The sequence below is a fragment of the Porphyromonas sp. COT-290 OH860 genome (assembly GCF_000768935.1).
GTDB lineage: Bacteria > Bacteroidota > Bacteroidia > Bacteroidales > Porphyromonadaceae > Porphyromonas.
Genome location: NZ_JRAR01000032.1, coordinates 1 through 21953, shown reverse-complemented (window position 1 = coordinate 21953; position 21953 = coordinate 1). Strand labels below are relative to the sequence as shown.

General features: G+C 50.8%; 15 protein-coding genes and 3 tRNA genes. 10 read left to right on the top strand and 8 right to left on the bottom strand.

The window, feature by feature from the left end; all coding sequences use genetic code 11:
* Positions 1-220: 220 nt before the first annotated feature.
* A tRNA-Ile gene (locus tag HQ41_RS03375) sits at positions 221-294 on the top strand.
* 151 nt (positions 295-445) lie between these two features.
* Here the strand turns inward: HQ41_RS03375 and HQ41_RS03370 are convergent.
* Both HQ41_RS03370 and HQ41_RS03365 read right to left on the bottom strand, forming a co-directional pair.
* Positions 446-519 (bottom strand) — tRNA-Arg (locus tag HQ41_RS03370).
* Between the two features lie 121 nt (positions 520-640).
* Positions 641-1840, bottom strand: a complete 1200-nt coding sequence (locus HQ41_RS03365) for a hypothetical protein (protein ID WP_044187957.1) — start codon at positions 1838-1840, stop codon at positions 641-643.
* A gap of 1207 nt (positions 1841-3047) precedes the next feature.
* Here HQ41_RS03365 and HQ41_RS03360 point away from each other — a divergent pair.
* The 9 genes from HQ41_RS03360 to HQ41_RS03320 all read left to right on the top strand — a co-directional run bounded on the left by HQ41_RS03360 (position 3048) and on the right by HQ41_RS03320 (position 14181).
* Positions 3048-4199: an iron-containing alcohol dehydrogenase gene (locus tag HQ41_RS03360; protein ID WP_044187924.1), complete on the top strand. Its 1152-nt coding sequence runs from the start codon at positions 3048-3050 to the stop codon at positions 4197-4199.
* 62 nt (positions 4200-4261) lie between these two features.
* A complete protein-coding gene (locus tag HQ41_RS03355; protein WP_044187922.1) occupies positions 4262-5197 on the top strand; it encodes an SPOR domain-containing protein in 936 nt (311 codons plus the stop codon).
* Between the two features lie 12 nt (positions 5198-5209).
* Positions 5210-6160, top strand: a complete 951-nt coding sequence (gene queG / locus HQ41_RS03350) for a tRNA epoxyqueuosine(34) reductase QueG (protein ID WP_235316897.1) — start codon at positions 5210-5212, stop codon at positions 6158-6160.
* Positions 6161-6272: 112 nt separating this feature from the next.
* Positions 6273-6686 (top strand): thioesterase family protein, encoded by a 414-nt coding sequence (locus HQ41_RS03345; protein ID WP_044187953.1) that lies wholly within the window; start codon positions 6273-6275, stop codon positions 6684-6686.
* Positions 6687-6713: 27 nt separating this feature from the next.
* Entirely contained in the window at positions 6714-9374 is a 2661-nt protein-coding gene (gene mutS, locus HQ41_RS03340) for a DNA mismatch repair protein MutS (protein ID WP_044187920.1), read from the top strand.
* Positions 9375-9536: 162 nt separating this feature from the next.
* Positions 9537-10301 (top strand): exodeoxyribonuclease III, encoded by a 765-nt coding sequence (locus HQ41_RS03335; protein ID WP_044187918.1) that lies wholly within the window; start codon positions 9537-9539, stop codon positions 10299-10301.
* A gap of 18 nt (positions 10302-10319) precedes the next feature.
* Positions 10320-12587 (top strand): suppressor of fused domain protein, encoded by a 2268-nt coding sequence (locus HQ41_RS03330; RefSeq protein ID WP_081964740.1) that lies wholly within the window; start codon positions 10320-10322, stop codon positions 12585-12587.
* A gap of 787 nt (positions 12588-13374) precedes the next feature.
* Complete coding sequence (locus HQ41_RS03325; protein WP_044187914.1) at positions 13375-13884, top strand: isoprenylcysteine carboxyl methyltransferase family protein; 510 nt, start codon at positions 13375-13377, stop codon at positions 13882-13884.
* 223 nt (positions 13885-14107) lie between these two features.
* A tRNA-Thr gene (locus HQ41_RS03320) sits at positions 14108-14181 on the top strand.
* 77 nt (positions 14182-14258) lie between these two features.
* Here HQ41_RS03320 and rodA read toward each other — a convergent pair.
* The 6 genes from rodA to purH form a co-directional block, all read right to left on the bottom strand.
* Positions 14259-15725, bottom strand: coding sequence for a rod shape-determining protein RodA (gene rodA, locus HQ41_RS03315; RefSeq protein WP_044187912.1), 1467 nt, complete (start codon positions 15723-15725; stop codon positions 14259-14261).
* Positions 15715-17574 (bottom strand): penicillin-binding protein 2, encoded by a 1860-nt coding sequence (mrdA, locus tag HQ41_RS03310; RefSeq protein WP_044187910.1) that lies wholly within the window; start codon positions 17572-17574, stop codon positions 15715-15717. Before mrdA ends, rodA begins: the two co-directional genes overlap by 11 nt.
* Positions 17564-18091 (bottom strand): hypothetical protein, encoded by a 528-nt coding sequence (locus HQ41_RS03305; protein WP_044187907.1) that lies wholly within the window; start codon positions 18089-18091, stop codon positions 17564-17566. The genes mrdA and HQ41_RS03305 overlap by 11 nt, the downstream gene beginning before the upstream one ends.
* Entirely contained in the window at positions 18084-18947 is an 864-nt protein-coding gene (gene mreC / locus HQ41_RS03300; protein ID WP_044187904.1) for a rod shape-determining protein MreC, read from the bottom strand. Before mreC ends, HQ41_RS03305 begins: the two co-directional genes overlap by 8 nt.
* Positions 18948-19077: 130 nt before the next feature.
* The gene (locus HQ41_RS03295; RefSeq protein WP_044187902.1) at positions 19078-20097 is read right to left on the bottom strand and encodes a rod shape-determining protein; all 1020 of its coding nucleotides are present in this window, start codon (positions 20095-20097) and stop codon (positions 19078-19080) included.
* Between the two features lie 48 nt (positions 20098-20145).
* Positions 20146-21669: a bifunctional phosphoribosylaminoimidazolecarboxamide formyltransferase/IMP cyclohydrolase gene (gene purH, locus HQ41_RS03290; RefSeq protein WP_044187900.1), complete on the bottom strand. Its 1524-nt coding sequence runs from the start codon at positions 21667-21669 to the stop codon at positions 20146-20148.
* Between the last annotated feature and the right edge of the window lie 284 nt (positions 21670-21953).

Below are 21953 nucleotides of genomic sequence, written 5' to 3'. Positions count from 1 at the left end.
CTATTCTGATGCACTTGGTTTACCCACATCATCAACAGACACTATTACTATACTTTCTTTTTATATAAATCTTAATTAAATCTAGAATAGATATAGGTGATGTGGGTGGATGAACGAAGTGAATCCTGCTGTGGTGCTGTGTTCTAGATTGATTTTTACGAAGAATTGCTTAACTTTGTCCCTTGAATTTGGGCGATACCTATCGGGTTAATCCACTTTCGGTCCTATAGCTCAGTCGGTTAGAGCACCTGACTCATAATCAGGGAGTCCTTGGTTCAAGCCCAAGTGGGACCACTAGTCATAATTTATTGTTTTAATAAAGAACCTCATTGGCCATATTTAGAGCCGATGAGGTTCTCTTTTTTAGCTCTAAGGCTAGTGAAATTGAGCAAATGGATTGTACAAAGAAAAAGGCTCAAGAGTTCAAAACTCTCAAGCCTTATCGTGACCCCGACAGGATTCAAACCTGTAACCTTCTGATCCGTAGTCAGATGCTCTATTCAGTTGAGCTACGGAGCCGTGATTTCGTTCCCGAATTCGATTGCAAAGGTAAGGATAATTTTTACATGAGCAATAGGGTAGTGGATTTTTTTTGCCTGCTGGAGGCGAAATACCCTTCTCCGTTTTCCCTAGAGATAGATTAAGGTTTCCATTTGAGTAGCCCGAAGTAGGGGGATATATTGAGGTACACCTCGATGTGTGAGCTGATCGGGTGAGCCGAATGTGTGTGATACCATAGAGCTGCCGAGGCGCCTAGGCTGTATTGCTTGCGCTCTAGGATACTGTAGCTACCTAGCAGCTGTAGGTAGCGAGTAGTATGGCTATGAATCTTCTCTCTCCCTGCTCTGCCGATAGACTGGACGAAGGGAGTCCCCAGCACACTGATGAAGTTATAACCCTGCCATAGTGCTAGACGTGTGTGCCAGCGATGCCACCTAAGCCCAGCCTCTATATATCCACCCCACCCCTTGTCTACGGGGTAGTGGCCGCCTCTTTGGGCATATCCGAGCGCATATAGAGAGGCATACCAGTGGGCTGTATGTCTACCTAGCTTGAGTGGGTGCATATAGACAAGCCCTAGGGTAGCATTGCTCCACGAGTGTACTGTATCTGGTCGTTGGTTGAGTACACCACCTCTGTGGTGTGCTAGAGCCTGCAGTCTAAACTCTAGGGAGGGTTTGTCTAGGGGGGCGAAGCGATGCTGTGCGTGAAGCCCAAACACGAAAGCCTCAGGGTGGGTATCGTGCTTATAGATGAAGCTACGCCAGTCCACCCAAATATCGAACTTGCTTCTTGGGTTGATATACTTGATTTGTAGCCCCGCCTCTCTATCAGCCGTGAGGTTGAGCTCGGGGTTGTAGAGCGGCTCGATTAGCTCGTGCTTGGCACCGCCTTCTAGATTACCTAGAATAACGGCCAAGCCCTCGGCAGGAGTGATAGCCGCTTGGAAGAATGGTTTGAGGCGAAACCTCGTGTAGCGACCTCCTTCGCCAGACCAATAGGGTAGGTCGCTGTAGGCTATGGCTGCAGGATAGAGTGAGCTACCCCAATAGTAGATGTTGGTTGCCCCTAGGCGCAGGCTGATGGGGATTTGGGTCTTGGGCGTATAGCTAAGATCAGCTTGCAGGCGATAGCCGGGTAGGGTATAGTCTGCGACCAAGTCGGAGGCATACTCATTGTTGCGGAAGAATCCCTCTGCCGATAGCTTTAGGGCAAGGAGATCCTCTCGGCTAATACCTGAGCTAAGAGCAGGCTCATGTGCTCTGTAATACTCTTGGCTCGATAGCTTACTTACCCCTAATAGGAGTACCAGCAGTAGTATGAGGCTTTTGGTGGACATAGCGATGCTGTTGAGCTGATATATTCTAGAGCGCAAAATTACGTAAACTGTCTAGAGTTTAGGTTTGGGAGTTAGTAGTTTGTTGATAACAAAAAGAAAGAGAAAGCTCCCGCCTCTCTCCTCTGTTTTGGTTCTCCAAATAGTTGATGTCTTACTCTAGCGTGGATTGCTGATGATAATGCCCATGATTAGGTAGCCATTCAAGATCCGATACTTTCGCCTGTCGTAACATGTTTGGGTTAGTAATTTCCTCTATCTTAAAATTGTAGTATCATTAAACGGCTAAGTATCTATCCTCTGATAGGCTATGAAGTCGTATTCTTTTTTGATAGCGAGATGATTGAAGGTTTTATCCGTAGTTATCAAGGATTGTCTAATCGCAAAAACGGGTATAATTGTTTCTTTACGATAAATTGTTAGGTTTGATCACTCTATTCATGTCTAGGGTAATGGCATAGAATAGGGGAGGATAAAAACATTAGACCACGTATTTAGCCTTTAGCGGGCTCTAGACGGCGTCTGACCTCGTTTGGGCACTCCACCTCCAGCCGTGTAAAATAACCGCCTAAAACAAGCGTTTTGTAAATAACTAATAACCAAATATATAAAATAAACATCTAGCTAATTTTATGCTTTCGTATCGCCTTTTTGGGAATTTCTTCCCATCAATCTACTCGGATTAGTGGACATATCGCCGAGGATTAGCCCACCAATCCGAAAGGGTCTTCCCATTAATTTGCTCAATAGTCGCCTTCGATCGCCCAAAACCTCTCCGCCGTCCGCCCCGATTTAGGCTCAATTTGTTTACGGTTCTTAACACAAAAGAGGCAAAGTCGCCTCCTAAATCTTTTCGAGTTTGTAACTACGTGGGGAGTTATATCACCGCCCTCGAGTGGAGCGAGTGTGTATGCCTGAGTGTTTCAAGGCAGAGTAATGGTTGTTTTTCTGCACAGTACGCTGCGTTCAAACTGAATATGTTGGAGCAATTGTGGCGACTCTTCTTTATAGGTATTCAGGAGGAAGGGAATCATGTAGCCTAAGACATGGGGATTAAATCTTTATATAGCACGAACCTCGACGGATATTACCTTTTAATTTATGGGAGGTTTTATGGGATTGTTTGTAGAGGTAAGGTATTTGGCTTTGACATTTTATACTACCTTTGAGAGAACCAAACTATGATGTATCAAACTAGGCTAGAATAGATATGAATCCATTCAAATTTCGTAACCCAACCGAGTTGCTCTTCGGCGAGGGAATGATCGAGATGCTCCCTAAGCGCATTCCTCAGGGGAGCAAAATTCTGCTGACCTTCGGTGGCGGTAGTGTCAAGAGCAACGGAGTCTATGACGATGTTTGTCGTCAGCTCAAGGAATTCGACTGTGTGGAGTTCTGGGGTATAGAGCCCAATCCCAAGGTAGAAACCCTGCGTAAAGCCATCGAGCTAGGTAAGCGTGAGGGCATTAATTTCGTCCTAGCCGTAGGCGGAGGCTCTGTGCTCGATGCCAGCAAGCTCATTGCTAATGCTATTCCCTCCGAGAGAGATGCTTGGGATCTGGTGCTCAAGGGGGCAGATCGTAGCGTCGTGACCTTACCTCTAGGTACCGTGCTGACCATACCTGCTACGGGTAGCGAAATGAATCGGGGGGCGGTGATCTCTAGTATCAAAACGCAAGAGAAATTCGGTTTTTGGGGCGAGTATCCATTGTTCTCTATCCTCGAACCACGATACACCTTCTCTCTGCCTGCCTATCAGGTAGCCTGCGGCATTGCAGATAGCTTTGTTCACGTCATGGAGCAGTACATCTGCCGTGCAGGCGAGAGCCCGCTGATGGACCGTTGGGCAGAGGGCATTATGCTCACACTCATTGAGCAACGTGAGGCCATACAGCGCGAGCCAGCGGACTATGATGCCCGAGCGAACTTCATGCTCTCGGCGACGATGGCACTCAATGGCTTCATCGCTATGGGCATCACCGAGGATTGGGCAACGCACCGCATCGGGCACGAACTGACAGCACTTACGGGGCTAACTCATGGGCACACACTTGTCATTGTCCTGCCAGCCCTACTACGTGTTTTGGGACATGGTAGCAAGCGAGCTAAGCTACTACACTATGCTCAGCGTGTATGGGGGATTACTTCGGGGAGCGAAGATGAGTGTATCGACCAAGCAATAGATCGGACGGAGGCATTTTTCCGTAGCCTTGGCCTAGAAACTCGTCTAGGAGAGCGTGGTATTGGCCCAGAGGTAGAGGCCGAGATCGTGCGTCGATTTGCCGAGCGAGGTACACTTCTAGGCGAGAATCAGGATATCGACTCTGCTGTCGTGGCTCGTATCTTGCAGGTAGCTCGCTAGATGGACACGCATCGTTTAGCAAAAATGCGCTATCTTTGAGGCATATATCAATCATTTGCCCAATGAGTACAAGACTTGCCAAACATATTGAGGCTCTGCTGGTCCAGCATACTTGTGTCGTCGTGCCAGAGATTGGGGGATTCGTCCTCGAAGCCATGCCTGCTCGGCTCGACCAAGCAGCACATTTGGCTTATCCGCCTCGGGCTGAGCTACGCTTCAACGAAGCGCTCAGACATCACGATGGGCTGCTAGAGGGACGATATGCGTCGATCTATGGGATCTCGATGCGTCGCGCACGCATCATGCTAGAGGAGGACGCACGTAGTCTGCGTAGCGAACTTGTGCGTAAGCGTGAGTATCATCTCCCTTCTCTCGGCGTGCTTAGCCTAAGTGAAGAGGGGTGTCTATCCTTCGTCCCAGACTCTGCGGCATCACTTTGCCCTGCTTCCTATGGGCTGATGCCTATCCCGATGCCAGAGATTGCTCAGGATATGAGGGAGCGGAGGCTTGCTGCGCCCTCTCGTGCTGGCGATTATCTACAGATACGCCTACCCAAACGTGCGTTGGGTTGGGCTGCCTCTGCAGCTGCTATCCTATTGGCATTTGCTCCATGGGGTGAGCTTACCGAGTCTAGGGAGATATTTACTGCTAGCTTCGTGCCAAGTGAACTGAGCGTCCGTCAGGTTTGGGGCGATGATGCTCTACAGCCCGTGATAGATCGGGAGAGTGAACAGGTGGTAGAGGACACATCTGCGTGGATTGAGGCGGAGGCTGGTCGCTACTATGTGATCATAGCCTCGGAACACAGCGAGGAGCTGGCCCTAGCACACTACGAGCGAGCGAGCGAGCAGGATTTGTCGCATCTGAAGATACTGCGTGGGAGTAAGATGCACCGTGTTTCGGCAGGAGATTTTACTTCCAATACCGAGGCCTATACCTATCTCAAGCAAATCAGCCATCTGCATCCTGAGGCTTGGGTCTACACACTGCGACGATAAAGAACTAGCTGGGTGCCGCAGATAACCCATATAGAGGAAGCTACACAACGAATCAAAGCCGAGGCCATTCGCCTCGGCTTCTCTGCTTGTGGCATAGCACGTGCTGAGGCGGCACCCAAGGCTCTCTACGAGGGCTATGAGGCTTGGCTAGCCCAAGGCTTCAATGGCGAGATGAGCTATCTAGAGCGTAATGCCGACCCAAGGCAAGATCCTAGAGTGTTGGTGCCGGGTACTCGCTCGCTGATTGTTGTGGCGATGAACTATTACCCCCACACCTTTCAGCCTGCACACCTACCACAGTTTGCCTACTATGCCTATGGCCGTGACTATCACAAGGTGGTCAAGAAGCGGCTCGATCAGCTACTTGCTTTTATCAAACGAGAGATTGCCCCAGAGGTTTCGGGTCGGGCTTTCTCAGATTCGGCACCCATACTAGAGCGCTACTGGGCACATCAGGCAGGCCTAGGGTGGATTGGCAAGAATGGTCTTCTGATCATTCCCAAAGCAGGGAGCTTCTTTTTCCTCGGAGAGCTTCTGGTTGATATAGATTTACTTCCCGATGAACCAATGTCTAGCCGCTGTGGAGCTTGTACACGTTGCCTCGATAGCTGCCCTACTAAGGCTCTACTTGCCCCGGGGGTGATGGATGCCCGTCGTTGTATCAGTTATCTAACCATTGAGCAGCATGGTGAGATTCCGCAGGAGCTGTCCGAACTTATGGGGGCGAGGATCTACGGGTGTGATGCGTGCCAAACTTGCTGTCCGTGGAATCGCTTCGCACGGCCCTCGGAGGTTGAGGACTTCCGTATTCGTCCGCACCTCTTGTCGCTCGATGTCGAAAGGCTCGAGCTAATGGAACAAGAGGAGTTCGACATTCAGTTTGCAGGCCAAGCCATTCGCCGTGCAGGGCTCTCTGGGCTCAAGCGTAGCCTTAGGGCTATTCGTCTCAACCTGCCTCAGTAGTATTAGTAAGTACTGCGCCTCGCCCTTTATAGTAGGCATAGTGCCGATTTCGCAGTCTATCTGTATGTTCGTACCTTTGTGGGCATATACTTTTATAAATCAAGATATAGAAATGAAGGCTAAAGACTATGTATTCTCGCTGGATATGAAGGTGAGGGACTATGAATGTGATCTGCAAGGTGTCGTTAATAATGCCAACTACCAAAGGTATATGGAGCACACACGCCACGAGTTTTGGGAGAGTCTAGGGGCAAACTTTGGCGATATGCACGATGCTGGGCTAGATGCTTTCGTCTATAAGGTAACCATCACCTACCGTAAATCTCTGCGCAGTGGCGATCGCTTTCGCTCGGCTCTGAGCTGTCGTATGAAGTCGCCTAAGCTCATCTTTGATCAAGACATTCTATTCGAAGACGGCACTGTGGCGGCACATGGCGAGGTAGAGGTTGTAGCTGTGCAGGACGGTGTCATCACTCGTGGCGAATACTTCGACAACCTGCTCAAGGATATACTCAAAAAAGACTAATCACTCCCTTACTTTCTCCTATAGCTTATGGCCAAGAAGCACGTTGAGACGCCATTGATGCAGCAGTATTATCGCATCAAGTACCAACATCCTGATGCGATTCTGCTCTTTAGGGTGGGCGACTTCTACGAAACATTCGCAGAGGATGCGGTCGATGCCTCTGAAATACTGGGCATCACGCTCACACGTCGTGCCAATGGTGCGGCTCAGTTCGTCGAGCTTGCGGGCTTCCCACATCATGCGCTAGACAACTATCTGCCCAAACTCGTGCGCTCGGGTAGGCGAGTGGCTATATGCGATCAGCTAGAGGATCCCAAGCAGACGAAAAAGCTCGTCAAGCGAGGCATCACAGAGCTCGTCACGCCCGGCCTAGTTATGGGGGACAATGTACTCAAGCACAAGGAAAATAATTATCTGGCAGCAGTCTATCTCTCGAGCGATGGCCAAGCAGGTCTGGCGCTGCTAGACATCTCTACGGGCGAGTTCCTCTGTTCGGAGGGGACGATAGACCATATCGACAAGCTTATCGAGAGCTATCAACCGAAAGAGCTACTCGTCGAGCGCAAACAGCGCAGGCAAGTCAATCAGTGCCTCAACTTCGGCCATCTGATCTTCGAGCTAGACGACTGGTCTTTCTCCATTGAGAATAATCGTACTCGTCTGCTCACGCACTTTGGCGTACAGAGCCTCAAAGGCTTCGGAGCTGAGCATCTGACCTTGGCGATTGCCTCGGCAGGGGCTATTCTAAGTTATCTAGAGCTTACTAGCCATCTCAAGACCGGTCATATCACCACGCTCCGCTGTATCGATCGCTCGGGCTTCATGCGTCTAGACTCCTTTACACTTAGAAGTCTAGAGATCATTCAGCCGATGAATCAGAGCGAGGGTAAGAGCTTGCTCGACATCATAGATTTTACTCGGACGCCCATGGGAGGACGCCTGCTGCGTCGTTGGTTGGCTTTCCCGCTTATTGATAGGCAGAGCATCGAGATGCGTCAGCTCATCGTAGCCGATCTGCTAGAGTCTGCCGAGCTTCGTGAGCAGGTTATAGGGCTTTTGAGCTCGATCGGTGACCTCGAACGCCTTGTTTCTAAAGCCGCTGTAGGCCGTATTGGTCCGAGAGAAGTCAATCAGATGCAGGCTTCGCTCACTTCGCTTGCTCAGGTGCGTGAGCTCTGTATGTCTAGCCCATACGAGCATCTGCGCAAATTGGCCGAGCGGATAGACCCATGTACTGGAGTCTGTGCGATGATTGACCAAACTCTGATGCCAGATGCGCCTATTGCTCTAGGCCGTGGAGCCGTCATTGCCGATGGCGTAGATGCCGAGCTAGATGAGCTGCGTAGCCTCTCCTCTGGTGGTAAGGACTACTTGGTCCAGATCCAGCAACGGGAGAGTGAGCGCACCGGGATTCCAAATCTCAAGATCTCATTCAACAATGTCTTCGGTTACTTCCTTGAGGTGCGCAATACGCACAAGGATTGCGTGCCCGAAGACTGGATACGCAAGCAAACATTGGTCAATGCCGAGCGATACATCATGCCCGAGCTCAAGGAGTATGAGGAGAAGATACTTGGAGCTGAGGGACGCATCGCCATCATTGAGAGCCGAATCTTCGGCGAACTTGTCCAAGAGCTCTCTCGCCATGTGCAGACAATCCAGCTCAATAGTCAGATTGCTGCACGCCTAGACTGCTTGGCTTCGTTTGCCGAGGCCGCTCGTCGCTATGGATATGTGCGCCCAGTGCTGGACGATAGTACAGTCATTGACATCAAAAATGGTCGCCACCCCGTCATCGAGCGTCAGCTACCTCTAGGGCAGAGCTACATTCCCAATGATGTTTATCTCGACGACGAAGAAACGCAGATCATCGTCATCACGGGGCCGAATATGAGTGGTAAGAGTGCTCTACTGCGTCAGACGGCCTTAATTACGCTCTTGGCCCAAGTGGGAGCTTTCGTACCAGCCGACTCGGCACGCATAGGTATTGTGGACGCAATCTTCACTCGTGTAGGTGCGTCGGACAACATTTCCCGAGGCGAATCGACCTTCATGGTGGAGATGCAGGAGGCATCGAGCATTTTGAATAACCTCACTCCTCGAAGCCTTGTCCTATTCGATGAGCTAGGACGTGGGACGAGTACGTACGACGGTATCTCGATCGCATGGAGCATTATCGAGTATCTGCACGAGAATGCCGCAGGCAAGGCCAAAACTCTCTTTGCCACTCATTACCATGAGTTGAATGATCTGGAGAGCCGTCTGCTCAGAGTAAAAAACTTCAACGTTTCGGCACGTGAAATAGACGGTAAGATGCTCTTCTTGCGTAAGCTCGTCCCCGGAGGCAGTGAGCACAGCTTCGGGATACAGGTGGCCAAGCTCGGCGGTATGCCACTCTCTATCGTAGAGCGTGCATCCGATATCCTAACGCAGCTAGAGAGGGAGCATCAGGGAGTGGGGCAGACAGACACGGAGCAGTTGGCCAAGAATGTTGGTGCCAAGCGTAAGAAAAAGGCTGATGCAGAGCCAACGAATTTGACGGGCGTACAGATGAGTTTCTTTCAACTAGACGATCCAGTGCTATCGCAGATCCGAGAGGCTCTGCTCAAGGTGGACATCAATCACCTGACACCGCTAGAGGCTCTGAATAAACTCAGCGAGATACAGGGCTTGATCAAGATGAAATAGTACTCGCAGGGAGGCAATATCCGAGCAGGTATGTCGTCAATTTGATTGGCGCATACCTGCTTTTTTGTTCAGAAGCGCAATCTTTTGGATAACTTTGTGCCAATTGGAAAGCCAGTACTTGAAGCCTCCGTGCCCAGTTCCTGCAGAGAGATATTCAGAATAATGAACATTATCACCTACAACGTCAATGGCCTGCGTGCAGCCATCGCCAAAGGCTTGCTCAATTGGTTTGAGCAAACATCGCCCGATGTGGTCTGTCTGCAAGAGATCAAGCTACAGCCTGATCAGCTCGACACCGAGCAATTCGCTCGCCTAGGCTACCATGTGATCTTGCATTCGGCGGAGCGCAAAGGTTACAGCGGGGTGGCACTACTGAGCAAGCGCAAACCCGACTATGTCGTTTGTGGGATAGGGGAGCAGGAGTTCGACTGCGAAGGGCGAGTAATCAGGGCTGACTTTGGCGACCTTACCGTCATCTGTGTCTATCACCCTTCAGGCTCGAGTGGCGCAGAGCGTATCGCCTATAAGATGCGCTTCCACAAGGTTTGGCAACGCTACATACAGCAGCTGGCTCTAGAGCGAGTACAGCTACTGATCTGTGGGGACTTCAATATCGCTCATCAGCCTATCGACATTCACGACCCTGTACGCAATGCCAAGGTCAGTGGCTTCCTCCCCGAGGAGAGAGCTTGGCTGACGGAGTTCCTCTCCGAGGGCTATACGGATGCGTGGCGATACCTCAACCCAGACCTACAAGCCTACTCGTGGTGGAGCTACAGAGCCAATGCCAAGGCTAGCAACAAAGGTTGGCGCATCGACTACTGCCTACTATCGGCGAGCCTATTGCCTCGTCTGTGCTCTGCTCGACTGCTCTCGGAGGTTGCCTATAGCGACCACTGCCCGCTGGAGGTTTTGCTAAAACAATGACAAGAACAACAATACGATATGGAACATCAATCATCTATGTACGAGCGCACCCAAGTCTTTTGGGAGTGGTTCGTCGCCAACGAAGCTACCCTTAGGCGCAACGTCAAGAAACCTCCCAAGCGAGGCCCGACAGCCGAGCAAAAAATCAATCGGGAGCTATCCAAAATCCATTCGGATCTAAGGGCCTACGTGCGTATCCCCTCGGATTTGCTACTAATCCAAAATGAATACCCCAGTGGAGCATATCTGCTATCCCTCGAGCTTGGAGAGCATAGGTATCCCTACTACATTGGGGTGCTGATGTTTCTCAGCTTTCCTGCCTCTAAGCTCGAGAAGTGGCTGATGTTAACCGAGGGTATGCTCGCACACGTGGAGCTACCATCTCTAGATGTTTGGGAACCATCGGGGCTGAAGGCTGCCTTCAGTCCAGACGATCCTACGGTGCTGTTGATTCGACCAAACGAAGGGTTTGAGGCCAATACCTTGCAGGGTAAGGCTGCCATTAGGGCGACTATCGACTATTTCTTCGGCGAAACGCTGCGTGTGCTCTATTTGAGCGATGTACAGGTAGGCGAATTTCCTGAAGTAGAGATGGACTCGATCTTTTCTTTGTTCTCCAAGTATCACTTCGACAGCGAAGAGAAACTACGTGTCCCTTTCGATCCCTACCACAATCTCTGCCACTACTCGTTTGGCGATGATCTAGCCCTTGAGCGACGTGATGGTACAACTCCCTATCCAGCCCTGATTGACGAGGCTCTAGGTCAGTCCCCCAAGCACGATACCAATGAGCTGATGCGTGCAGGGATCAAGTTTGTCAGTCTACGTCTAAGCTACCCCCTCGACCCAGAGGAGGGCGAGCGCCTCTCCTCTCGTCTATTCTACTCTTTGCGAGCACATATATTAGAGTCGCTCTTACCCGTGGGTAAATGTGTGGGCGGAGAGCATGGGGATATCTATCATTTGGATCTATTGGTCGCAGATGAGGTTAAATTCATGGAGGCTCTCGCCGAGGTAGCCCCACAGATCCCCATAGATATTGATTTGATTGACCATACCAAGAAGACCAATCAGCTACGTCGCCTCTATAGCACCGATCGGTTTACCATGGAGCAGCTCAATGAGCTCAATGCCCCTCCCTCGATCATCATCAGTCGCTACAAGAGCCTGCCCAAGAGTGAGCAGGAGGACTGGCAGATGCGTATGATCTATGGTCGTGCACTCAACAATGCTCAGGACTTCGATACGGCTCGCACGGTGCTCGAACGCTGCGTTGAGGAGCAGCCATACTCAGGCTTGGCCGTCTACCGATTAGGCTATACCTATACCTACATTGAGCCAAAGGAACCTGTTTTGAGCGAGCTGATGCAGTATAGAAACCGAGCCATAGAGCTCTTTGAGCGTATGTATCGCCTAGGCTATCGCCCCAGTGAGGCTGCTGCTTACCTTGCTCAACTACACTTCCGCTACGCACCTAAGGGAGAGCAGAGCTACTTCATTGGGCAGGAATACCTCGCTCAGGCCAAGGAAGCGCCAGAGATCTACGAGCGCTATGCCGATTGGTTTCTAGATACACCCGAGCCACTCTCTATAGACCAGTACGAGGAGATAGAGAGTAAGCTAACCCCAATCTTGGGTGAGGTGAAGTTTAAGATGCGCATCTCCCAGCAGGGCGGCCAGTACTATCAGATCCTTTGGTTTGCGCCCTCGCCTACACTGCCCTGCCACCTTATCATGAGCCTCGGTACATCGACCATGCTGCTGAGCAACTCAGATACTCTCTCGCCTCTGGGAGGGCGTATAGAGTTTTGCATCGCACTACCAGCCGATACGGTCGTTACCCCTGAGCTAATCAGAAACACGCCGTGGTACGTACAAGCATTGCTCAAGCTCAATACGTACATCATCAACAACCAAGACTGCTCTATCGAGGAGAGTGATTGTATTGATTTCGCACCAGATTCGGTGGACGAAGTTGGGCTATTTACGGGCGTATATTTCAGAGGGCTCAAAGGCATCACACGTAGGCATAAGCAGCTTAGCCCGCTAACTCTGTCTACGGGCGAGCAGATCTTTTTTATGTCTGTTACCCCAATCTATGCGGAGGAGTTAGATTTGATCGTCACAGGAACCAAAAAGTCGATCAAGGAGGCTGGTATTATGGCTCTGTCGCCTATTTACGATCCTGAGCGAGAGAATCTCTGTCAGCCCAATAGGCAGTCTACAGATGGCGATGTCTACGATTGGAGCAGCCTGTTCTCTCAAGATGAAATCCTCCCGAGCTAGGGAAATTTGTCATAAATCAATAGGTAGGGTTTGTGGCAAATTCACCTTTGGCGCAGCCTTTCGTTTTAGGGAATAGGTGTATAGCTCTACCTCTTGTAGAGGGGATAGGTCTTGGCGGGCAAAATTTAGATTTTCGTTCATTTTTCAGAATGTTGTTGGGAAACCACTAGAGCGAGCAGGCGAAAAAGCACAAACCTCGTATTTGGCCTCTAGCGGGCTCTAGATGGCGTCTGATCTCGCTTGGGGATCCACCTCCAGCCAAGTGAAAATAACCGCCCCAAACAAGGGTATTGTAAGCAACTAATAGCCAGATGTATAAAACATACATCTGGCTAATTTTATGCTTTCGTGGCGCCTTTTTGGAGATTTCTTCCCATCAATCTTCTCGGATTAGTGGACACATCGCCGAGGATTAGCCCACCAATCCGAAAAAGTCTTCCCATTAATTTGCTCAACAGTGGCCTCAATCGCCCAAAACCTCTCTGCCGTCCGTCCCGATTTAGACCCAATTTGTTTACGGTTCTTAACATAAAAGAAGTAATAGCACCCCTAAACCTTTTTAGCTTGTAGCGACGCTGCGTGCTGTGTCGCCGTGGTTAGTTGGAATTGATCCCACTAGCCTATCGCTCCGATTTTGATAGATGTGGCTCGAGTATTCGGCTAGGGTTTGTCTAGCCCACACGACTTTTTTACCTTTGTCCCCCAATATCGTAGAGGGCTAGTGGCTATATAATCTCCACCCAATCTACCCGTTACAAGCATAGTAACTATCTATTATTATACATTTATGTTTTCCATTTTTGTTGTTTTCGGCGCTTTCTTCGCCGTTAGACTGATGACGCTTGCGATTTCTATACGCAACGAAAAGCGTCTCATCTCACTAGGAGCCAAACAGTATGGAGCCAAAAATTCGCTTCTACTAACACTCGCCCACACGGCCTACTACATCGCAGCCCTAGTAGAGGCTTATCTCAGAGGTACTGCGCTAGATGGGACTTCGTATGCAGGCATTGGCGTGATGCTCTTTGCCTATGTGATGCTCTTCTATGTGATCTACTGCCTTAGAGATATCTGGACGGTTAAGGTCTATATCGCTCCTAATCATCGCATCGAGCGTAGCCTGCTCTTCCGTGTGGTACGCCACCCCAACTACTTCCTCAACATCATCCCCGAGCTCATTGGGGTTGCTCTACTTTGCCACTCATGGTACACACTTGCCATTGGTTTACCTATCTACTGTATCATCTTGGCTAAGCGTATTTGCATCGAGTCGGAAGCTATGAAAGCCCTCTGGTAAGCAAAAAACATCTAGACCAAAAAGCTCTAGATACTAGAAGATTAAATGGCGAACTCATAAGGAGTTCGCCATTTTTGTCTAGACGGGTATTGCAAATTCGCAGAAAAGTAGTACTTTTGCATCGGGTAAGTCCCATACGACCAGCTCCCTTTGACTCCCCCAGGGTTTGATCGCAGCAAGGGTATTAGGTCGTAGCGGTGCGATATGGATCGCTTACCCTCCTGCCTCTTTAGCTCAGTTGGCCAGAGCACGTGATTTGTAATCTCGGGGTCGTTGGTTCGAATCCGACAAGAGGCTCAAAAGAAAAGACCGTTTACTACTTCAGTAGACGGTCTTCTTTTTTTGTATATCCCTGAGGGCTTCAGCAAGCACTACTACAAGTGCTTATTATGTCGCCGAGCATCTATACCAAGGAAAATGAAAAGCAAAAAGCTGAAGCCCCACAGAGAAGAGCCTCCATAGCTAAAGAATGGTAGCGGAATGCCGATCACTGGAATTAGGCCAATAACCATACCCACGTTGATGAAGAGGTGAAAGAGCAGAATAGAGGCTACCGAATAGCCATATACACGCCCAAAAGTAGAGGTCTGACGCTCGGCAAGTGCCGCTAGACGTAGAATGAGTGTGCCGTAAAGCAGAAGCAGGAGTGTTGTCCCGACGAAGCCTTTCTCCTCGCCCACGGTGCAGAGTATGAAGTCCGTATCCTGCTCGGGTACATAGTTGAGCTTAGTTTGTGTCCCCTCTAGGAAGCCTTTGCCCCATAGTCCGCCCGAGCCGATGGCGATCTTAGACTGATCTACGTTGTAGCCTTTGCCTCGTAGGTCGTTCTCTATCCCGAGGGCAACCTTGATGCGCACCTGCTGGTGTGGCTCAAGGATCTCATCGAAGACATAACTCGTCGAGTAGAAGAAGCCGAGAGAGCCTAGGGCGAAGCCTGCTATCAGTAAATAACGAGAGAGGTATTGGCTGAGTGATAGATAGAGCAGATAGCCGATAAGCGTAGCCAAGAGCCCTAGAGTAAGCCAAGAGAGATCGAAGGGGTAGAGATAGAGATTTACTAGGAGGCCAACAAGCTGCAGTAGGGCTCCAGCAGCGCCAATCTTCAGTACGAGCGGGAGCATACGTTTGCCATAGATAGCAAGCATGCCGAGGGTAAAGAGCTGCACAGCATTACCCACGACGAGCACATCGGCTCGAGTGGTATCGCCAAGCCAAAGGACACCATCAAGTACTAGAGCCCCGACAAAGTAGACTACAGCAGAGAAGCCTAGACCCATAAACAGCCCCGAGAAACCCTCTCGATAGAGAGCTAAAAAGAGAGCGAAGAAAACCAAGGCCGAGCCCGTTTCGCTCTGGGCAAGGATCATTAGGATAGGGATAAAAATAATCCCTATCAGCGTGGCGTAGCTACGGAAAGAATTGATCTCGAAACCATACTTATTGCATTGCCAAGCGAGGACAAGTGCAGTGGCAACCTTGGCGAACTCTGCTGGCTGTAGACGCAGAGGGCCTATGACTAACCACGAGTGCGAGCCTTTGATGTCGGGAGCGACAAAGATCGTCACCAGCAGAAGCCCTAGCATTAGGAGGTAGAATATGGGAGCTCCCTCCTCAAAGATCCTAGGATTGACCATGAGTACGGCGAAAGCAATCACCAAACCCAGCCCCATCCATATAAGCTGCATCATCGGGCGGCTACCAGCAGCGACCAATTCGGTTGCATCGAAGCTATAGGTTGCACCACAGATTGCAAACCACCCCGCTATGATTAGGATCAAGTAGAGGCCGATAGTAAACCAGTCAATCGACTTCCAGAGAGATTCGTTGCGCTTAGAGCCCATTGTAGTACGAGATTGATGTCCGTTTCATTTCGCCTGCTATGGCTAAGGCCGTTTCGGAGAGTTTGCCCTCTCGTAGGTAGTGCTCCATCATCACACGGCCGATAGGTACGCCAAATCGGGCTCCAAAGCCTCCATTCTCCACATAAACCCCGATGGCGATGCGTGGATTTTGGCGTGGTGCGAAGCCAATGAAAGCGGAGTGGTCCTTACCATGCGGATTCTCTGCGGTACCGGTCTTGCCACAAACCTCAATCTCTCCGGGGGCGAAGTTCGCTGCTCGACAAGTACCAGAAGTTACAGCCATAGCCATACCCTGCACCACATACTCCCACTGCTCAGCAGTGACAGACGAGTGCCTAAGAGCAGTATAAACGGTGTCTAGAGGCGACCCGGATAGACGCTGTACCACATGGGGCCTACGCCACGACCCACGCCCTGCGATGATTGCCGCCAAGTTGGCCATCTGTAGAGGTGTGGAGAGGATCTCACCCTGCCCGATAGAGATTGAGATGATAGTACTAGAGTTCCAGCCGTTGGGATAAGCCTTGTCGTAGACCTTGTGGTTGGGGATATAGCCACGCTTCTCTCCGCTGAGGTCTATACCCGTTGGGTAGCCGAAGCCAAGCGATACGATATGATGCTTCCATGCCTCGAAGGCTTCCTGTATATTGGGGTAGCGATCTCTATTGTCTAGCAAGAAGTGCATACCCCAGCAGTAGTAGCTATTGCAAGAGGTGGCCAATGAGTAGATTAGCGCAGGTGATGGGGCATGTGGGTGACATCGTGGACGACCTCTGAGGCGAGGATAGCCACCAACACAGCTAAGTGGTGTCTGAGGCATCAGTACTCTCTCGGCGAGAAATATGCCTGCTTGGGCGGGCTTGAAGGTCGAGCCCGGAGGATAGGTCCCCATAATAGCACGGTTGAATAGAGGCTTCCCCGGCACTTCCTCAAGCAGTCGATGCTGCTCGCCCTTGTCTTTGCCAGCCAGTAGGGCTGGGTCGAAAGTGGGTGAGGTCACCAGTGCTAGTACCTCGCCAGTTTTGGGTTCGATTGCTACTATGGCACCACGTTTACCCTGCATGAGCTCTTCGCCTAGAGCCTGCAGATCGCTGTCGATCGAGAGGTAGAGGTCTTGCCCATTGACGGGCTGAGTATCATCTTGGCCAGCATTATGCCGGCCTTTGATGCGGCCACGAGAGTCCCTAAGTAGGATTTCTCGCCCCTTGATACCTCTGAGAGCTTTGTCGTAGAAGCGCTCAATGCCACTCTTGCCCACATAGTCGCCAGCGACAAGTGCACTATCTCGCTCTAGGTCGTAGGGGCTTGCCTCTCCAAGATAGCCTAGAATGTGTGCAGCATGGTGATAGTCGTACTGGCGTACTGTACGGCTCTGAATATGAAATCCGGGGAATTTGTAGAGTTGCTCTTGGAAACGCCCGACCTCCTCGGGCTCAAGCTGCGAGATGAGTAGCTGAGCCGTATAGGGCGAGTAGCCTCGGTTTCGTCGACGATCCTTGACTTGCTCCAGTTTGGCGGCTAGATCCTCACGGGGCATACCGATTACCTCTGCCAACTTGGTCGTATCAAGCTTATGGCGTGCCTCATTCATCGTCACCATCAGGTCGTAAGCAGGACGATTGGCAACGAGGAGCTTGCCACGACGATCGTAGATGACGCCACGGGAGGGGTGAATGGATTTGATGTAATAGGCATTGTTTTCTGCACGCTCCTTGTAACCATCGCTTAGGATTTGCAGATAGAAGAGGCGGGCTATATAGATCAGGATAATCGCTATAGTAATGGCGATGAAAAGAATCCGCCGACTATAAAACTTATCATTGACCATGACCCGGACGTGGTTGGAGACGAATAGAGAAGAAGAAGAGGACGATGAGCGCCAGAATCATGGAGTATAGCCAGCCAGCTCCCAAGCGAATGAGCAGGAAAGGCAGGTCGAAGTACTGACCTGCATCTAGCAGATACAGCACCACGTGGTGTAGGGTCATCAGCTCGACGAGCAAAAGAATAGATCCGCCTTTGAGGGTATCGTACAGAGGGAGTAGATAGTCGGGCATATTCTTGTCTAGCATTGGCTTGACTAGATAGTAGCGCAGGAAGCCAACGAAGGTCAGAGCCGAGGCATGCAACCCGGGTGTTATACCGAGGATGTCGATCATAGAGCCTAGAGCGAAGCCAATCAGCGTGAGTGCCGTAGGCTTCAGACGAATAGGTAAAAGTAGCAGCAGGACAGGGTAGACGTATGGTGTAGCTACACGGTAGAGCGCTATGGGACTGAGCACCCACACCTGTAGAGCAATGATCAGCAAGCTCATCAAGATGAAGCGAAGCCAAGTACTATTCATCTGGTAAAGCAGTTTTCTCTAGTTCCTGAGCCTCGCTCATTGGTGGAGCTAGCAGTACATAAACATAGCTCAAACGCTCAAAGTCGGTCGCTAGACGGATGCGGTAAGTGCCGAAAGCTGTTTCTGCTCCCTCTACGCCCTCGGTATCACTCTGCTCTACGATGCCGACCATAAGTCCCTCGGGATAGACATAGGAGTAGCCACTCGTCTGTACCGTATCGCCAGCCTCGACCTCGGCATGTAGGGGTAATCCGCCTAGGATCACGGGGGCATTGAGCCCCTGAGCACTGAGCGTCCCCCGATATTCTTTGCCTTTGAGCGAGCAGCTGAGCTTGAGCTTGGAGTTAATCACTGGGATTACGACTGCATAGTGCTTCGAAGCCTGCATGACAGTACCCATGACGCCGTGTTCGCTCATCACAGCCATGTCGGCACGTATGCCGTCTTGCTCTCCTCGGTTGATGATGTAGTAGAGATCGCCTGTCCTATTGACCAGATTAACGATACGAGCCGTCACGACCTCTCGACGGGTCATGCCCTGTAGGTTGTAGAGCAGGCTGTCGGGGAGATTGCCCTCTGCTTGGGCGTCGCTGACGGCACGTTTGAGGGCAATATAGTCATGCTCTAGACGAGCCTTCTCCTGCAGGATCAGTTCGTTCTTGCGTCTAAGGTCTAGGTAGCTCCGCCCCTCGGTCATCCACTCATTGAGGTGTCCAACAGCCATATTGGTCGCGTAGATCGATACACTGCGACGATACAGCCCATCATTCATCAGCAGCAACAAAGCGATGGCCTGAAGCACGAGCCACAGGAACCAATGTTTGTGCGCAATGATGAAGTCGATGAGCTTATTCACTAGCGGACGAATTTAATAGGGCGAGCCTGCGTCATAAATCCAACAGAGGAGATTTACGGCACAGACTCTAGGGTAACTTGATAGACAGAAAACGCACAACCAGCCTACAAGAGGGGCGAGCTTCTAAGGTCTATCGAATGAGGAAGTTGAATGTGTCAATATTCTTGAGCGCAACACCCGTACCGATAGCTACGGCGTGTAGTGGATCTTCTGCGATCTTGAACTCAATGCCGAAGCGATTGGTCAGACGTTTGTCCAGACCTCTAAGCAGTGCGCCGCCACCTGCCAGTACAACGCCATTGATGCAGATGTCGGAGTATAGCTCGGGAGGGGTTTCGTCGAGCGTTTTGAGGATTGCGTTCTCGATTTTGAGGATAGACTTCTCCAGACACTCGCAGATCTCACGATAATTGACCATGATCTCCCGAGGTTTCGTATTCATCATATCGGCACCACGCACTAGATAATCCGAAGGAGGATTGTCTAGATCCATGTAGACCGCACCAACGTTGATCTTAATCTGCTCGGCTGTGCGCTCCCCGATCTTGACCTTATGCACGTCGCGCATGTGATCCATGATGTCACGAGTGAACTCATCGCCAGCCGTACGGATCGACTCATCTTTGACGATACCACCGAGCGAGATAACGGCAATCTCCGTCGTACCGCCACCTATGTCCACAATCATGTGTCCCTCTGGGGCTAGCACATCAATCCCGACGCCCACGGCTGCAGCCATAGGTTCGTAGATCATATATATATCACGTCCGTCTGCATGTTCGCTTGAGTCACGTACGGCACGGATCTCCACTTCTGTACTGCCAGAGGGAATGCATACAACCATACGATACGATGGCGTAAACCAGCTACGGCGACGGCTGATCATGCGGATCATACCTCGTATCATTTTCTCCGCAGCGTTGAAGTCGGCAATTACGCCGTCACGGAGCGGGCGAATCGTACGGATATTGGCATTACCCTTTTCGTACATCTCACGTGCCTTAGTCCCCACGGCAATCATCTCGCCCGTACGAACGTCGAAGGCAACCACCGAGGGTTCGTCTAGAACGATCTTGCCGTCTTTGATTATGATAGTATTGGCCGTCCCTAGGTCCATGGCCAACTCTTGTCTGAAGGTGAATAGTCCCATTCTGTCTGTTTGTTTTAGTCTTCTTGTTAGGCCTGTATGAATGCCTGATTAGTGCTTGAAGTGTCTGACCCCGGTGAACACCATAGCTACACCGAGCTCATCGGCCTTCTTGATGCTATCCTCGTCACGAACAGATCCACCGGGCTGCACAATGGCGGTAATACCTGCCTCAGCAGCTAGGGTAACGCAGTCGTCGAAGGGGAAGAAAGCATCGCTGGCGAGCACTGCGCCCTCGAGCGAGAAACCGAAGCCTCGAGCCTTGTCAATGGCATGGCGTAGGGCATCTACTCTGGAGGTCTGCCCGATGCCAGAGGCTAGGAGCTGACCGTCCTTGGCTAGTACGATGGCGTTGCTCTTACTATGTTTAACGAGTTTATTGGCGAGTATCATATCCTCAACCTCACGCTCGGTCGCTGTCTTTTGCGTTACGGGGCGCAGATCCTTCGCTACTTCTATAGCCGTGTCGCACTCCTGCTGGAGCACTCCGCCGAGCATAGAGCGGTAGGTCCACTGGCTCTCAATACGTGCCTTCTGCACGAGCAGAATACGATTTTTCTTGCTCTTGAGCACCTCAAGCGCCTCTGGGCTAAACTCTGGAGCGATGAGCACCTCGAGGAATAGCTGATTGATCGACTCGGCTGTAGCTTGGTCAATCGGACGATTGGCCACCAGTACTCCACCGAAAGCAGAAACTGGGTCGCAGGCCAATGCAGCCTCCCAAGCCTCTAGGATTGTGGAGCGAGAGGCAAAACCGCAAGCATTGTTGTGCTTGAGAATGGCGAAGCTTGGCTCCTCGAAGTCTTGAATGAGTTGGATAGCGGCATCAATATCCTGCAGGTTGTTGTAGGATAGTTCCTTGCCGTGTAGCTGCTCAAGGTAGCGGCCGAGATCACCAAAGAAGAAACCTCGCTGATGAGGATTCTCTCCGTAGCGCAGAGGCTGTGGGTGGTCGGCAGAGGGGCGGAAAGCGGTCTGTATATCGGCGTCGAAGTAGCGGAAGATTGCGGCATCGTAACCTGAGCTTACGGCGAAGGCATCGCGAGCGAAGGTTCGACGCTGCTCTAGTGTGGTCTTAGCTCCCTGAGCCTTGAGGATCTTGTATAGAGGTGCGTACTGAGCTTGAGAGGCAACGATCACGACATCGGCGAAGTTTTTGGCAGCTCCACGAATGAGCGATATGCCTCCCACGTCAATCTTCTCGATGATCTCCTCGGGGCTTGCACCAGAGGCCACCGTAGCTTCGAAGGGGTAGAGGTCTACGATGATCAGATCAATCAGCGGGATTTGGTACTTAGCTACCTCCTCTTGGTCGGTCTTGTGGTCACGACGTGCTAGGATACCACCAAGAATGGCGGGGTGTAGCGTCTTGACACGTCCACCAAGCATAGAGGGATATTGGGTCAAATCCTCAACAGCCTCACAAGGGTACCCCAAAGACTCAATGAAGGCACGCGTGCCTCCTGTGGATATAAACCCAACACCTGCTTGATTAAGTTCGGCTAGGATCTCTGCTAAACCCTCTTTGTGATAGACAGATACCAATGCCTTGCGAATGATCTTCTCCATTGTGATGAATAGCTCCTTTACCTAAGTTAATATATTGACACACAAAGGTAATAGTTTTTATCTATTCGTTCGCACTACAAATTGCACAGCAAGCTCACCATATTTCAAGGTTTCTAGAGCAGTGGTGCATGAGATTATTGTAAAATACTTGAAAATCAGTTCTTGGTGTTTATCAGGCATGTCGACACATTATGAGACTATTGCGCAATGCGCCGCTCAAAGTTTCTTGTATCTTTCTCGATGTTTTTTGAGTGTTTGAGCGGCTTTGGGAGCCTTGAATACTATCCCCC